This is a genomic window from Mesorhizobium onobrychidis (assembly GCF_024707545.1).
In the GTDB taxonomy this organism is placed as follows: Bacteria; Pseudomonadota; Alphaproteobacteria; order Rhizobiales; family Rhizobiaceae; genus Mesorhizobium; species Mesorhizobium onobrychidis.
Window position 1 is genome coordinate 6,086,154 of record NZ_CP062229.1, and the last position, 14,997, is coordinate 6,101,150.

Consider the following 14,997-nt stretch of genomic DNA (forward strand, 5'->3'; position numbering starts at 1 on the left):
GACGGCATCGACATTCCTCCAGATCCTCGCGCTCAGCGCCTGTTTCGCAGCGCAGGCTCATGGCACGTTCACGATGCCTGGCGTTAGACAAGCGCTGCGGACAATGGCTGGCTCCAGCGGCCAAGGCGTATTGCCAATCAGCGCTTCAGTCGAAATCGCAAATAGCCTCTGGAGCTAAGCCGCCAGTCCACCTGCCTGCGTCAGCAAGAACGCCTCCCCACAGGCTTTCGCCAGATTGCGAACCCGCAAGATATAGCTCTGCCGCTCGGTGACGGAAATCACGCCACGCGCGTCGAGCAGGTTGAAGACGTGGCTGGCCTTGATGCACTGGTCGTAGGCGGGAAATACCAGGCGGTGGCTCCCCTCCCCCTTGAGGGGATGGCCAGACGAGGTCTGGCCGGGAGGGGTCGCTCGGGCAGTGCTCGACGTCCTACTTGCGGTGCCTTCTGAGGCAACCCCCTCTGCCCGCTTCGCGGGCATCTCCCCCTCGAGGGGGGAGCAGGGCGCGCCGGCATCGAGCAGCGCCTTGCACTCGGCTTCGGCGTCCTCGAAATGCCGAAGCAGCATCGCCGTGTTGGCGAATTCGAAATTGTGGCGCGAATATTCCTGCTCGGCCTGCAGGAAGACGTCGCCATAGGTCACCTTGTCGGCGCCCTGGCGGCCGTTGAAGTTGAGGTCGTAGACATTGTCGACGCCCTGCACATACATGGCCAGCCGCTCCAGCCCGTAGGTGAGTTCGCCCGCCACCGGCGCGCATTCGATGCCGCAGACCTGCTGGAAATAGGTGAACTGCGACACTTCCATGCCATCGCACCAGCACTCCCAGCCCAGCCCCCAGGCGCCGAGCGTCGGGCTTTCCCAGTCGTCCTCGACGAAGCGGATGTCATGCAGAAGCGGATCGACGCCGATGGCCGCCAGCGAGCCGAGATAAAGCTCCTGCAGATTGGGCGGGTTCGGCTTCAGGATCACCTGGTATTGGTAATAGTGCTGCAGCCGGTTCGGGTTCTCGCCGTAGCGCCCGTCCTTGGGCCGGCGCGAAGGCTGCACATAGGCTGCGTTCCAACGCTTTGGCCCGAGCGCGCGCAGTGTCGTCGCCGGATGGAACGTGCCGGCGCCGACTTCCATGTCATAGGGCTGGAGAACGACGCAGCCATAGTCCGCCCAGTAGTTATGCAAGGTCAGGATCAGCCCCTGGAACGAGCGGCTGGGATGCATATGGGCTGGGATATCAACGGTCACGGCGGCCTCGACGGAGCGGCGGGATGCGGCACCTGTTGGATGAGGCCGCATGATCTTGTCCGAAAAGTCTGCAACTTTTCGGGATCAGGCTCTAGAGCGCCGCCCGCCAAGCGTCAAGGCGAAGTCAGCCCTTCGGCGCGGGCGCCGGCTCGGGCTTGACCTTCGGGGTTTCCTGCGCCGTGTTGGATTCGATCGGCGGCAGGCCCTTCAGCAGTTTCTGCTGCAAGGCGGCGAGCACGTCGGGATCTGGCTTCAAGTCGCGGGCCTGGTTCCACTGGAAGGTGGCTTCCAGCCGGCGGCCGACGCGCCAATAGGCATCGCCGAGGTGATCGTTCAGCACCGGATCTTCCGGCTTCAGCGACACGGCACGCTCCATTTCGCGCACAGCGTCTTCAAACCTGCCCATGCGGAAATAGGCCCAGCCCAGCGAATCGACGATGTAGCCGTCACTCGGCCTGAGGTCGACGGCCTTCTGGATCATCTGAAGGCCTTCCTCGAGGTTGATGTTCATGTCCACCCAGGAATAGCCGAGATAGTTCAGAACCTGCGGCTGGTCGGGGAACAATTCCAGCGCCTTGCGGAAATTCGGCTCGGCCTTGGGCCACTCCTTCAGCCGCTCATAGGCGATGCCGCGCTGGTAGAAAATATTCCAGTCGGCGCGGGTCGGGGTCTTCAGCACCGCCACCGCCTTGTCATAGAGACCGGCTGCGGAGCGGAAATCCTCCTTCGAGGCATAGACGCCACCGAGCGCCTGATAGGCGCGCATGTCGCCGGGATGCGCTTCGACTAGGGCCTTCAGATGGGCGATGGCCTCGTCATAGCGGTCGAGATCGGCAAGGTTGAGGCCGAGCTGCAGTTCCGAAAGCGCCTTCAGCGGCGAACTGGCCGGGACGCGGCGATAGAAGGCGATGGCGCCCTCGCCGTCCTTCAACTGCTCGGAAACGGCGGCGAGCTGAACAAGGGCCGCGTCGCTGTCGGGCCTCAGTGCCAAGGCATATTGCAGATACAGGCGGACGAACGGCTCGCCGCCGCCGCGATTGAGCGCGGTGGCGAGATCGAGCAGAATTTCCGAGGCGCCGTCGGACGGGCCGGCAACGAAGGGTTCGACCTTCTCGCCCTTGGTGATCTTGTCGCGAAGCGCTGATATCTCGACCTTGCCGGGTGCAAATGCCTCGGCCTGATCGAGCACGGACAGCGCCTTGTCCTTGTCGCCCTTGCGGGCAAGGAAGGAGGCATAGGCCTGGGCGTTGCGCATCCAGGTTTCGGGCGCGGCGCTACCGGTTGCGGTGTCCTGCAAGGTGGCGGCGTAGATCGCATCCGCATTTTCGGGCAGGCCCGACGCATCGGCGATCAGCGCGCGATGGAAGGATTTGAAGAGGCCGAACCAGTCCGGGCCCTGCAGCCTGTCGATGGAGGCCATGGCCTCGCTGGCGTCGCCGGCGCCCTGCTTGGCCCAGCCGGTCATAACGCCGGAGATCAGCCGGTCGAGGTCGGATTCGAGCGAAAGCTTGAGCCAGTACTCGGCCTTGGAAAAGTCCTTCTTGTGAAAGGAACCGACGGCCAGCGCCAGGCGCGAGAACCGCTCGACGTCGGGAACCGTCTTGAGCTTGTCGGCATAGACCAGGGATTCTTCGAAGCGCCCTTGCGCGATCAGCGACAGCATCAGGCTTTGCTGCAACGAGGTATCCCCGGGAGCGAAGGCGAGCGCCTGCTTGTAGTAGGCGATGGCGCTGTCGAGATCATTGTCGCCTTCGGCGACCCGCGCGGCAAGATAGGCCCCCGAGAACGATGTGATATTGACTGGCTCGGTGGTCTCTTTGGCATAGGCAGGCAGACCGGAGATCGCCATGCCTGTCACAATTGCCAGCCCTGTCAGCCAGCGCGCACATCCTTGCCGCATCGTATCCCTTTCAGTCAAAGCCATGCCCGCGTCAGCGGGATCGCCGTAGACTCGATCTTTTCCAGGTAAAGCATGGCCTTTTTGGGGTCACGCTTCAACCCGGCCCGAATTCACAATCGGGTCATGCGATCAAAAACCACGCTAGGAGCGCCAACTGCGACCGTCGAGCGCGCTTTGCGGCCTAGCGGGCTGCCGGCCTGTGCTGCTGCAGGACCGGCACCCCGATGCCGTAAGCGATCCGTAAGCGGCGGGCGTCGAAAGTTTCCGCAGCGGAATGATGCGTGGAATCGTGCAGATGGATGCTGTTGCTTCGCCCAGGAAGATGCCGATGCTGGAAATGCCGCAGGACGAGCAGACCTTCGCCATTGTCGATCGAATCTACGAAGCGGCGTTCGCGGCCGAGCTGTGGCCGGAGGTATTGGCAGCGGCAGGCGCGATCTCCCGCTCGGCAAACGGCGCGATCTTTGTAGTCAGCGATCACTCGCCGGTCCGCGCCATCACCGAAGCGCATGTCCAGCCCTTGCTCGATGAGTTCATGGAGGGGGATACCTGGAAGTTTTCCGAGAGCGTGCAGCGGATGTGCAGCGCACAGCCGGTAAGCTTTGTACGGGTCGACGATTTCATGACCGGCGAGGAGATCGAGCGCGATCCCGTCCGCAAAGGTGAAACGGCATTTGGCATCGGGTCGCATGTATGCACATCCATCGCCATGCCTGGCGGCGAGCGTGTCCTTTTTGTCTTCCAGCGCTGGCTGAAGGACGGGAGTTACGATCAGGCCGCAATCGATCTGTTGAACGGACTGCGTCCGCATCTCGCACGAGCCGGCCTTGTCGCCGGGCGCCTGGGTTTGGAACGGGCCAGGACCGCCGTATCCATTCTGAGGGAAATCGGGCTGCCGGCTGCAATCATGAGTGGATCGGGCCGCGTGCTGACGGCCAATCCGCTTTTCGAAGACATGGCCGACGTCTTCCTTCCCACGGCCCATGCCGGCATGGGGATTGCCGATGAACCGGCAAACGCGCTTTTCCAGCAGGCCATCGCGCAGAACCGGGATAACCGCGTCGTGCGGTCCATCCCCGTCGCTGCCATCAAGGGGCGATCCGCGCTGGTCGTTCACCTGTTGCCGCTGCGCCGCGCCGCGCATGATATTTTTTCGGGCGCGGACATTCTCGTTGCGGCAACCGCAGTCGGCATCGGCGCGACTGTTCCGTCGCCCAATATCCTTTCAGGCCTGTTCGACCTGACGCCGGCAGAAGCCCGGCTCGCCGTCGAGCTTGCCTCGGGCCTTTCGGTGCAGGAGGCGGCCATGGAAATCGGCATCGCCGTCAAATCGGCCCGCACCTATCTCGAGCGAATCTTCCGGAAGACCGAAACTAGCCGTCAGAGCCAGCTCGTGGCGCTGCTGAAGAGCACGTGGTCGTTTTCGTGATCTCGACATGCCCATGAGGATCTGCTGATCTGCCGGGGAATTCCGTGCAGATTTCCGGCGCCGGTCGATGAAGCTCAGGCCCCCTGGATGAGTCTTGCGTCCAGCGACTGCATTGCCACGGTGATCAGAGCGTGCAGCCGCTCTTTCGGCACGCCGTCGCGCGCCTGCACCGAGAGACCGTGCATCAGCGTGGCGTAGTAATCGCCCAACGTTTCGGCATCCGTATCCGGCTTCAGCTCTCCGTCTCGAACGCCTTGCTTCAGTCGCTCGACGATCGATGCGGTGCGGGCCAGGCGATGCTCCGCCAGCCAGTGGAGCACGCTGTCGTTTTCAACGGCGCAGTTGGTCGCGGCCGACACCACCATGCAGCCCCGCGGCCGCCCCGGCCTGGTGTAGGTCTCGACGGCTTCTCGCAACATTCGCTCGATGACCCGCCGGGCGGTCGGTTCCTCCGCCAGCGCGCGAGTGGCGAAGCCGCCTTCATTGGCCTCGTAAAGCGCCACCGCCTCGCGAAACAGGTCTTCCTTCGAGCCGAAGGCGGCATAGATGCGCGGCGAAGCCAGGCCAAGCATCGATACGAGGTCGGCCATCGAGGTGCCCTCATAGCCGCGGGTCCAGAAGGCGTCGCGGGCCTTCTCCAGCGCCTTGTCCCGATCGAACTCCCTTGGCCTTCCCGCCATTGCGATCTCCATTTTTTATCAATCAACAAATAATCCGCTTGACTTCGGATTGCAAACTCAATTCTTTGTCGATCGATAAAGAATCATCGACATGGAGATTGACATGAGTTCACTCGATCAAGGCGCGCCGTTCACCGGGGCAACAGAGGTCGGCGCGAAGCGCGGCGCCACGCTGGCATTGCTCGCTTTCGCGCAGCTTATCATCGCACTCGACCTCAACATCGTCTTCGTGGCGTTGCCGGAAATCGGTGACGGGCTGGGCTTTTCGGGCCAGACCCTGCAATGGGTGGTCAGCGCCTACACCGTGTTCACCGGTGGCTTCCTGCTGTTCGGCGGCCGGGCCGCCGACCTGATCGGCCAGCGCCGCGTTTTCATCTTCGCGCTTTGGCTCTATGCGATTTCGTCCCTGGTCGGCGGCCTCGCCTGGTCGCCGCAAGTCATCATCGCGGCACGTGCGGTGCAAGGGATCGGCGCCGCGTTCCTGTTCCCGGCCACGCTGTCGCTGATTAACCGCCTGTTTGCCGAGGGCCCGGAGCGCAACCGGGCGCTTGCGGTCTGGGGCGGCGCCGGAGCGAGCGGCCTGACACTCGGCTCGCTGGCGGGAGGGCTTCTCGCCAGCGCCTTCGGCTGGCCCTCCGTCTTCTATGTCAACGTGCTTTTGGCCGGGGTCGCCATCGTCGCGGCTTTCGCCATCATTCCGCGTGACGGCAAGCGGCACGAACACCGCAGCTTCGATCTGCCGGGCGCGCTGGCCGTCACCACCGGCGCAACCTTGCTCGTCTTCGCGCTGGTTCAAGGGCCCGAATATGGCTGGTGGTCGACTGCGATCATCGCCAGCGCCTTGCTGGCGGTAATTTTCCTAACCACCTTCGCGGTGATAGAGGCCAGGAGCGCCGATCCGCTGATGCCGCTGCGCCTGTTCCACAACCGCAGCCTCGTCGCCGGCATGACGATCACCTTCCTCTACATGGGGACTTTCGGGGCGCTGCCTTACTTCCTCACCGTGCTGCTGCAGAACGTGCATGGTTTCACCGCCTTGCAGACCGGCTTGGCGTTCCTGGTGCCATCCATCGCCATCGCGACCGGCACCCAGGTCGGCGAACGTCTGGCAACGCGTTTTTCGACGCGCGCGACGCTGGTCGGCGGCATGGTCGTCGGCGCGATCGGGACGGCCCTGATGGTATCCGGTGCAGACGCCGACAGCAGCTATCTGTCCCTCGTACCCGGCTTGATCATCTCCGGCGTTGGACAAGGCATCGTCTGGACTGCCATGTGGATCGCCGCCGCCTCGGGTGTTTCCCATGACGAGCAAGGTGTCGCGTCGGGGATGGCTTCCACCATGCTCAATGTCGGCAATGCGATCGGCATGGCGGTGTTGATCGCGATTGCCAACCGCCATGTCGGCGGATTGACGGGCGGTGCCTTGAAGACCGCCGTCGCCGACGGCATTCAGGTCGCCTTCTGGCTCGCTGCGGCAGGCATCGTTTTCAGCCTGCTCGCCGCAATGGTTCTTCCGGGGAAACCAAGATGAGGGGGCGGGGCGCCGTGCCGGCCAAATGTCGGCGATGCCTTTCAGTTCACCCGGCTGATGCAGAAATCGATGACGTCGATCAGCGCCGATTTCTGCGGCGTCGCTTCAAGCGGCGCCAGCGCGTCGCGGGCGATCTCGCCGAAATGGCCGGCGCGCCCGATGGTGTCAGCGATCGCGCCGTGACGGGTCATCAATCCGATCGCCTTTTCCAGCCCGGCGTCGTCGGTGACATTGTCCTCGATGGCGCGCTTCCAGAAGGTGCGCTCGGCCTTGGTCCCGCGCCGGTAGGCGAGAATCACCGGCAGCGTCACCTTGCCTTCGCGGAAGTCATCGCCGACATTCTTGCCCAGATCCTTGCTGGTGCCGCCATAATCCAGCGCATCGTCGATCAGTTGGAAGGCAAGCCCGAGATTCATGCCATAGGAGCGCAGCGCCGCGCGATCGTTTCGCGTCGCCTGGGCGATGACCGGACCGACCTCGGCGGCGGCCGAGAACAGGGCCGCGGTCTTGGCCTTGATCACCGCGAAATGTTCATCCTCGGTGGTTTCGAGGTTTTTGGCGGCGGCGAGCTGCATCACCTCGCCCTCGGCAATGATCGAGGCGGCGCTGGACAGGATGTCGAGCGCTTCCAGCGAACCGACATCGACCATCATGCGGAAAGCCTGGCCGAGCAGGAAATCGCCGACCAGCACGCTCGCCTGGTTGCCCCAGATCATGCGGGCGGTCTTCTTGCCGCGCCGCATGCCGCTCTCGTCGACGACATCGTCGTGGAGGAGCGTGGCGGTATGCATGAACTCGACTGATGTGGCGAGCTTGACATGGCCTTCGCCGGAATAGCCGAACATCTGGGCTGAGGCGAGCGTCAGCATCGGCCTCAGCCGCTTGCCACCCGAAGAGATCAGGTGGTTGGCAATCTCCGGGATCATCTCGACGTTGGAACCGGCCTTCGACAGGATCAATTTGTTGACGCGCCCCATATCGGCCGAAGTCAGGTCGATGAGATCCTTGATGGACGCGGCTTCCCGCTTCCCGTTTTCAATGTTGAGAACGACACCCACGACAAACTCCCGTCTTAAGTCACGCGCACGACGGCACCCCGATACCGCTGCAGACTCTAGGGCGGTACCCACAGGCACGGCAAGAGGCGATTTGGCGCGGTCGAGGTGGCGACGGGAGCCACCCACGTTTACATAGACGCTGCAACCTGCGAGTTTTGTCCGATGATAGAGCTTATCCGCACCAACGATGCCGTGATCATCTCCTTTGTCGAATCGCTGATGCGCGATGCCGGCATCGGCTGTTTCGTCGCCGACCAGAACATGAGCGTGCTCGACGGTTCGATCGGCATCCTGCCCCGGCGCATCATGGTCGACGCCGACCAGGCCGATGCGGCGCGGCGCATCCTGACGGATGCCGGCATCGCCAACGAGATGCGCCAGACATAATGTCCGCGGCGCGCGCCACCCTTGTTCAGGACACGCCGGCCCATACGGTCGATGCCTTCCATCGCGGGCGGTTCTGGCTGGTGCAGCCGAAACAGGCCGGCCATCGCGCCGGCATGGACGCCATGATGCTGGCGGCCTCCGTGCCGTCCACCTTCGCCGGGCGCCTTGCCGATTTCGGCGCGGGTGCCGGCGCCGCAGGCCTGGCCGTGCTGTCGCGCTGTCCTGATGCCGAGGCCGTGCTCATCGAACGGTCTCCGGAAATGGCAGCCTTCGCCGCAACGACGCTTGCCCACCCCGGCAATGCGCATCTCAACGACCGCGCCTCGGTGCTCGCCGCCGATGTCGCGCTGTCGGGCCAAGCGCGAACAGCCGCCGGGCTTGCCGACAACTCCTTCGATTTCGTCATCATGAACCCGCCCTTCAATGCCGCCGAGGATCGCGCCACGCCCGACCTGCTCAGAAAGGCGGCGCATGTCATGGAGGAGGGGCTGTTCGACAGCTGGATCCGAAGTGCGGCTGCCGTGGTCAGGCCGCGCGGCGGTCTTGCCGTGATTGCCAGGCCCGATCAGCTCGGCGCCATCCTCGATGCGATATCGGGCCGCTTCGGCGACGCCAAGCTGCTGGCCGTTCACCCTCGCCCCGAGGCAGCGGCGATCCGCATTGTCGTCAGGGCAATACTTGGCGCACGCGGAAAACTGTCGATCCGCCCGCCGCTGATGCTGCACGCACGATCGGGTGACGGCGCGACGGAGCGGACCGAGATGATCAACAACGGGCTGGCTTCGCTGTTCGGCGACTAACCCTTTTTGGCCGGCCCGGCGTCGCGGCATTGCCGTTGGCCGGCGAATCCCTACATGCCTTCAAGCCAATCGAGCGGAGACCCCGTGAAACGCTTCCTGAACCGCCTGCTGCCGAAATCCTGGCGCTCCGACATCGTCATCATTCCCGTCATCCGGCTGCACGGCACCATCATGCCAGGCGGCGGCCAGTTCCGGCCGAGCCTGTCGCTCGCGTCCACCGCCGGCCCTATCGAGAGGGCGTTTTCCTTCGATGCGCCCGTGGTCGCCATTTCGATCAATTCGCCAGGCGGCTCGCCGGTGCAGTCGCGGCTGATCTTCAGACGCATCCGCGACCTGGCGACCGAGAAGAACAAAAAGGTTTTGGTCTTCGTCGAGGACGTGGCGGCTTCGGGCGGCTACATGATCGCGATCGCCGGCGACGAGATATTTGCCGATCCGTCCTCCATCGTCGGTTCGATCGGCGTGGTGTCGGCCTCGTTCGGCTTTCCCGAGCTGTTGAAGAAGATCGGCGTCGAGCGCCGCGTCCATACTGCCGGCCAGAACAAAGCGGTGCTCGATCCGTTTAAGCCCGAGAAGAAGGAAGATATCGAGCGGCTGAAGGCGCTGCAGCTCGATGTCCACGAGACCTTCATCGACCTCGTCAAGGACCGGCGCGGGCCCAAGCTCAAGGACGACCCGGACCTGTTCACCGGCCTGTTCTGGACCGGCAAGAAGGGGATGGAACTCGGCCTTGTCGATGCGCTCGGCGATATGCGCAGCGTGCTGAAGACCCGTTTCGGGCCAAAGACCCAGCTCAAACTGATCACGGGGCCGCGCGGCCTGTTCGGCCGGTTCGGCTGGTTCGGCTCGAGCAGAGGGGGTTTTTCGGCGCCCGATATCGCCGCGGCTGCCGCAAGCGGCGCGATCGATGCGGCGGAAGAGCGCGCGCTATGGGCGCGCTTCGGGCTTTGAAAAACCGGTAAAAGCGTTTAACTTAAAGGCTTGACCGGCCCGACCGGCCGCCGCAGTCGGCCTTGCGAGGGAGGAGTTTGACATGCCACAGATCATTTTCTTCATCGCAGTCGGCCTGCTCGCCTATTTCGGCTATCGCTCCTTCGTCAGGGAAGCCGAGCGCGTGACGGCCAAGATACGGCGCACCGAAAAGCAGACTACCAACGGCACAATGGGCACGCTGGTCAAGGACCCGAAGACCGGCGAATACCGTCTGGCCAAGGACTGACATCATCCCGCTCGAGACTGACCCCGTGGATTCCGGCATCACCGTCCGGGCATTGCATGCGCATGCCAAGATAAATCTCGCGCTGCACGTCACCGGCAGGCGCGCCGACGGCTATCACATGATCGAGAGCCTGGCGGTGTTCACGCGCTTCGGCGACCGGGTCGAGATCGAGCTTGCCGACAGCGACGGGTTTTCCGTGTCGGGCCGATACGCGTCTGCGGTCCCGCTCGACGACAGCAATCTGGTCGTGAAAGCGCGCGACGCGTTGCGAGAGCGGGCCGGTCAGCGGCATACGCCGCCGGTCGCCATCAGGCTCGAAAAGAACCTGCCGGTCGCATCCGGCGTCGGCGGCGGGTCGAGCGACGCCGCAACGGTGCTGCGTGGGTTGGCTGAGACATGGAGACTGGACCTCGACGACGCCGAACTGGCGCGGATCGGCCTCTCTCTGGGCGCCGACGTTCCCATGTGCCTTACGGCAAAGCCGCTGATCGCGCGCGGTGTTGGCGACGAACTGTCGACCGTGCCGGACTTTCCCGCACTCGGGCTGGTTCTCGTCAACCCCGGCACCGCCATCTCCACGGCCGAGGTGTTCAATGCGCTTTCCGGTCGCGACAATGAGGGACTGCCGCCGCTGCCGCGCGACGTCGACTTCCACAGCATCCGCAACTGGCTGGAGATCACGCGCAACGATCTCGAGCCCGCGGCGCGGGCGATCCAACCCGCCATCGGCAAGGCGCTTTCGGTGCTCAACAAGGCCGGAGCGGGGTTCGCGCGAATGTCGGGTTCCGGGGCGACTTGCTTCGGGCTGTTCGAGACCGGCAATGTCGCCAAGCGCGCGGCCGTCGATATCCGCTGCCGCCATCCCGACTGGTTCGTCGCCGCGACGCGAAGCATGACATCGGAGGCTGACACGCATGGCCAGGATTGACGAGAGCCGCTCCTTCATTCCCGTGCGCATCGCGGTGCTGGCCGTTTCCGATACGCGCAGCCTCGCCGACGACAAATCCGGCGAAACGCTGGCCGACCGCATCGTGGAGGCCGGCCATATCCTGGCCGCCCGCGACATCGTCACCGACGACCGCGAAAAAATCCGCGACAAGGTTCTGGGCTGGTCGAGGGACGACGCGATCGATGTCGTCATCACCACCGGCGGCACCGGCTTTACCGGCCGCGATGTGACGCCGGAGGCGCTGGAGCCGATCTTCGAAAAGCGCATGGACGGCTTTTCCGAAGTGTTCCACCGCATTTCCTATGACAAGATCGGCACTTCGACGATCCAGAGCCGGGCGACCGGCGGCGTCGTCAACGCGACCTTCGTTTTCGTGCTGCCGGGTTCGCCCGGCGCCTGCAAGGACGCCTGGGACGGCATTCTGAAGCCGCAGCTCGACTACCGGCACATGCCCTGCAACTTCGTCGAGATCATGCCGCGCCTGGACGAGCATCTGCGACGCGGCGGCACCAAAACAAGTTAGGTTCCCAAGGCTGTTTCGGGGCCAAAAATCAGCGAATAACCGGCTCGCCGTGGAACCGCCGGCGCGAGGGCGGCGAAACGCCGAAGCCGACTTCCATCATCAGCCGCGGTTTGCGCGTCGGCACGGTGCCCATGTGGAAGCCGAAGGGATCCTCGACAAAGCCCAAACCCGCCTCGCCGGTCAGCGTAATCGGGCTCTGCACGCCGTAGACATTCAGAACCTCTTCCGCGGGATGGCCGACGAGAAGCGTCATCTGATGCTTGAGGATGCGGCGATTATGGCTGCCGCGAACATAGACATGCGGACCGGTCTCGGCATCGACCGGATTGAGATAGAAGAAGAATTTCAGCATCCGCCAATCGTCGAGATCGAAGTGGTATTTGCCAAGCGACGCCAGGTTCTTCTCGGCGTCGGAGACGGAGCTTGTCGGAAAGCTCCACCAGACGCGCGTGGTGATCAGCTTCGCCTGGCTGCCGAGATAGTGGGCGGCGATGTCGAGAAGCAGCGGGTCGCGCTGCACGGTAAGCGCAGCGTTGCAGTCGAGAATCCGCTCGAAAAAGTGGCCGCTGAGCAATGGACGGCCGAAGTGCTTCTCGGCCTCCGCATGCTTGGCTGGCAGGAACTCCAGGCGACGATCGAAATTGCCGAAGCAAGGCGTGCGCTGCGCAAAGCTGGCGATTTCCTCGTGGATCGACGACGGCAGGGCAAGCCCGGAAAAGAGGCCGTCCGAGCGGAGCGCGCCGACCACCGCGTCACGATCGACGCCGGTGAGCATCGTCTCCTCGGCTCTTTGTGCGGGTCGAACCGGTTTTGCCCCACGCCAATGCAACCGCCGCGCCGGCATGGTGCGCGCCAGCATGAACATCGGCAACCATGCCGGATTCTCGCGAAGGTCCGACAGATAGGTTGGAATCCGAACGGCAATGCGGCGCAGCAGGCTACCGTTTCGAGCGATCGACTCGAGGCTTGCAGCACCGGATTTGTCAGGACTTGAAAGGGCCATCAGGATTCTCAGCTACGAGGGCAGCATCGACGAAGCGTCGGTCGCTCACCGCTCCGGCGTTAGCCGAACCATTCGCCCGCATCAAAGGAATGGTAATCCCCGGTAAGGTTTTGTGCAATGCACAATGAAAAGATCTGTCGCAAACTTTGTGGCAAGCTTGACGGAGCATTAATATTCTTTGGTTTCGCGACAGCAAGTGTTTTGAGCGAAGTGGAACGCGCACGGCAGAGATAATCGAGATGAAGCGATCAAACCCCTTCGAGGATGATGATCGTCGGCCGGTCGGGCAGGGTCTTCAGCGAAACCGTCAGCGACCGGCCGGACAGGAATTCCACCGCGAAATCGTCGCCCATCCTGCCTGTGAATTCGCTGATCGGAGTCGCATGGCGATGCATCGGCAGGATCATCGAGGAATAGAGCCGCGCGGTGATTTCGGTCATCCGGTCGAGCGACAGCGTCATGCCGCCGTCGATAGGCACCATAAGGATGTCGAGCCGGCCGATGGCGCCGTAATGCGCGTCCTCCAGCCGGTGGTGCAGATGGCCGAGATGGCCGATGCAGAGCCCCGCCACTTCGAAAATGAAGATGGAATTGCCGTCCTTGCCGCGATCGCCGCCATTGCGGATATCCGTCGGCACGTTGCGGATGTAGACATCGTCCACGACAAGCGCGTGCCGCGCCGGACCGCCGTCCGGATTCCAGCCGCGCAGCACATATTCGATGGCGGGATCCGGATGGTCCGAATAATGGGTGCGGTGGGCCTTGTTCATGGTCACCACGCGCGGCAGCGGGTCAGCGCCGTAGACGCCGGAAAAGTCGGTGGCGATCCTGACGCCGGCGGGCGTCTCGATGATGTAGGTCGAATGGCCGGCATAGGTGATCGTAACGTCGCCGTCGACGAAAGCCTCGGCCAGCGGAGGCGTCTGCGCCTTTGGCGCTGTGAAGCTGGCATAGGTGGCCGACGGCAGCGCTTCGGCGATCGCAACGCATCTCGACGGCGGCGGCTCTTCCTGGGCCGACGCGGCGAACGGCCAGAAAGCCAGGGTCAGCAGAACGGTGGCAGATAGGCGGAGCATGACTGCCTCCCGTGGCAGGATCGGCGCTCATGCCACGATAGCGCCAGCAATTGTGATGGCTATCATCGGGACAGTCACGTTTTCGCGAGCGCCGGAGGGGCTGGTCGTCTGGACCTTTTGTCCCGACTTGCGCGACAAATCGCGTGGAATGGGACGCGCCACGGCCCGGTCTCCAGATCGATATCGCCAGCGATCAGGGCGTCGGACGGAAGACGCCGTTCTCGTCGCGCTTGAGCGGCGCCTTCTGCCGGGTAAGCGGCACGCCAGGCGCTTCGATGACCGAAACGCCCTCCGTCCAGTCGGCGGGTGCAATAGCGATGTAACGCGCATATCCGCCTGACCCGCCGAGCGGCTTGGCAAAGCCGATTGTGACCAACGCCCCGGCCTCTGGCACCTTGTCGAGGTTTGCAACGCCTTCTGCCTGCGTGAAATCGTTGTGAAGCAGCCAATGTTCGCCCTCGAGATTGGGCGTGGTGTCGGTGTCGAGCGGCTCATGACCGTGAAACAGGATCTTCCGCTCCAGATGCAGGAACTTCAGCGAGTCCAAACTGACGCCTGGAAACGGCTTCTGGTTGAAGCGGGCGGCATCGGACCATTTCTTGTACCAATCCGAACGCACGAAGACGACCGAACCCTCCGGTATGCGGCCGTGCTCCTTTTCCCATTCTTCGATGTCGGCGACCTGGAGGTGATAGCCTTCGTCAGTCTGCACCTTGCCGCTGATGTCGATCACGACGAGCGGCCGCACGGCATAAGTGGCCGGCAGGTCGCTGATCGTTGCACCGAGTGGATTCCAATGGGAGGGTGGATCGAGCTGCGTGCCATATTGGTCCGTCGTCAACTCGTAGGCGGTCGCAACGAACCCATGCTTGTCGTAGGTGAACTCTTCGCCGGCCTTGACGTAGCCCTCGATATCCCGACTGGCGACAGTCGGTTTGAACTTGGCATTGGCGAAGCCCGGCCATACGGGCTGCACCGGCTCGAAGGGGTGGGTCAGATCGATGTACTTGGCCGATTTGAGCGTGTTCTCATAAACCGACCAAAGGGACGATTCCTGCGCCAAAGCGATCGCCGGCACTGACCAAGCGGCTCCGAGCAAGGCGATACGAACGAATTTGGATACATTCATCTGCGATCTCCCCGAATTGTCGCCGAGTATCGCGAGTTTCCCGCAAGACGACAAGCATATGCATTCTGCCTAGG

14 protein-coding genes and 2 pseudogenes are annotated in these 14,997 nt (G+C 63.3%); 8 read left to right on the forward strand and 8 right to left on the reverse strand.

Annotated elements, in window-relative coordinates; genetic code table 11:
- Window positions 1–174: 174 nt before the first annotated feature.
- The 3 genes and pseudogenes from IHQ72_RS36950 to IHQ72_RS30145 all read right to left on the reverse strand — a co-directional run.
- Window positions 175–357: pseudogene (locus IHQ72_RS36950) on the reverse strand (glycine--tRNA ligase subunit alpha); the annotation flags it as partial.
- Between the two features lie 120 nt (window positions 358–477).
- Window positions 478–1,215 (reverse strand): annotated as a pseudogene (locus IHQ72_RS30140) (glycine--tRNA ligase subunit alpha); the annotation flags it as partial.
- A gap of 148 nt (window positions 1,216–1,363) precedes the next feature.
- Window positions 1,364–3,139, reverse strand: a complete 1,776-nt coding sequence (locus tag IHQ72_RS30145) for a tetratricopeptide repeat protein (protein ID WP_258123980.1) — start codon at window positions 3,137–3,139, stop codon at window positions 1,364–1,366.
- A 295-nt stretch (window positions 3,140–3,434) separates the two neighbouring features.
- Here IHQ72_RS30145 and IHQ72_RS30150 point away from each other — a divergent pair, with 295 nt between their 5' ends.
- Entirely contained in the window at window positions 3,435–4,568 is a 1,134-nt protein-coding gene (locus tag IHQ72_RS30150) for a helix-turn-helix transcriptional regulator (protein ID WP_258119197.1), read from the forward strand.
- A gap of 74 nt (window positions 4,569–4,642) precedes the next feature.
- Here the strand turns inward: IHQ72_RS30150 and IHQ72_RS30155 are convergent, their stop codons facing one another.
- Complete coding sequence (locus IHQ72_RS30155) at window positions 4,643–5,248, reverse strand: TetR/AcrR family transcriptional regulator (RefSeq protein WP_258119199.1); 606 nt, start codon at window positions 5,246–5,248, stop codon at window positions 4,643–4,645.
- Window positions 5,249–5,351: 103 nt separating this feature from the next.
- On the opposite strand from IHQ72_RS30155, the gene IHQ72_RS30160 reads away from it, so the two are divergent.
- Window positions 5,352–6,779, forward strand: coding sequence for an MFS transporter (locus tag IHQ72_RS30160; protein WP_258119200.1), 1,428 nt, complete (start codon window positions 5,352–5,354; stop codon window positions 6,777–6,779).
- A gap of 41 nt (window positions 6,780–6,820) precedes the next feature.
- Here IHQ72_RS30160 and IHQ72_RS30165 read toward each other — a convergent pair whose 3' ends face one another.
- The gene (locus IHQ72_RS30165; RefSeq protein ID WP_258119201.1) at window positions 6,821–7,837 is read right to left on the reverse strand and encodes a polyprenyl synthetase family protein; all 1,017 of its coding nucleotides are present in this window, start codon (window positions 7,835–7,837) and stop codon (window positions 6,821–6,823) included.
- A gap of 162 nt (window positions 7,838–7,999) precedes the next feature.
- On the opposite strand from IHQ72_RS30165, the gene IHQ72_RS30170 reads away from it, so the two are divergent.
- From IHQ72_RS30170 to moaB, 6 genes are all read left to right on the forward strand, one after another.
- On the forward strand, window positions 8,000–8,224 hold the full coding sequence (locus tag IHQ72_RS30170) for a putative signal transducing protein (RefSeq protein ID WP_095491081.1): 225 nt from the start codon (window positions 8,000–8,002) through the stop codon (window positions 8,222–8,224).
- On the forward strand, window positions 8,224–9,024 hold the full coding sequence (locus IHQ72_RS30175; protein WP_258119203.1) for a tRNA1(Val) (adenine(37)-N6)-methyltransferase: 801 nt from the start codon (window positions 8,224–8,226) through the stop codon (window positions 9,022–9,024). The genes IHQ72_RS30170 and IHQ72_RS30175 overlap by 1 nt, the downstream gene beginning before the upstream one ends.
- Window positions 9,025–9,108: 84 nt before the next feature.
- Window positions 9,109–9,975, forward strand: a complete 867-nt coding sequence (locus IHQ72_RS30180; RefSeq protein WP_258119204.1) for a S49 family peptidase — start codon at window positions 9,109–9,111, stop codon at window positions 9,973–9,975.
- Between the two features lie 82 nt (window positions 9,976–10,057).
- A complete protein-coding gene (locus tag IHQ72_RS30185; RefSeq protein WP_258119205.1) occupies window positions 10,058–10,243 on the forward strand; it encodes a hypothetical protein in 186 nt (61 codons plus the stop codon).
- 25 nt (window positions 10,244–10,268) lie between these two features.
- A complete protein-coding gene (locus IHQ72_RS30190) occupies window positions 10,269–11,171 on the forward strand; it encodes a 4-(cytidine 5'-diphospho)-2-C-methyl-D-erythritol kinase (RefSeq protein ID WP_258119207.1) in 903 nt (300 codons plus the stop codon).
- Window positions 11,158–11,715 (forward strand): molybdenum cofactor biosynthesis protein B, encoded by a 558-nt coding sequence (gene moaB, locus IHQ72_RS30195; protein ID WP_258119209.1) that lies wholly within the window; start codon window positions 11,158–11,160, stop codon window positions 11,713–11,715. The genes IHQ72_RS30190 and moaB overlap by 14 nt, the downstream gene beginning before the upstream one ends.
- Before the next feature lie 28 nt (window positions 11,716–11,743).
- Here the strand turns inward: moaB and IHQ72_RS30200 are convergent, their stop codons facing one another.
- The 3 genes from IHQ72_RS30200 to IHQ72_RS30210 form a co-directional block, all read right to left on the reverse strand.
- A complete protein-coding gene (locus tag IHQ72_RS30200; RefSeq protein WP_258119211.1) occupies window positions 11,744–12,718 on the reverse strand; it encodes a phytanoyl-CoA dioxygenase family protein in 975 nt (324 codons plus the stop codon).
- Between the two features lie 248 nt (window positions 12,719–12,966).
- Complete coding sequence (locus IHQ72_RS30205; protein ID WP_258119212.1) at window positions 12,967–13,794, reverse strand: MBL fold metallo-hydrolase; 828 nt, start codon at window positions 13,792–13,794, stop codon at window positions 12,967–12,969.
- 193 nt (window positions 13,795–13,987) lie between these two features.
- On the reverse strand, window positions 13,988–14,923 hold the full coding sequence (locus IHQ72_RS30210) for a cyclase family protein (RefSeq protein WP_258119213.1): 936 nt from the start codon (window positions 14,921–14,923) through the stop codon (window positions 13,988–13,990).
- Window positions 14,924–14,997 lie beyond the last annotated feature (74 nt).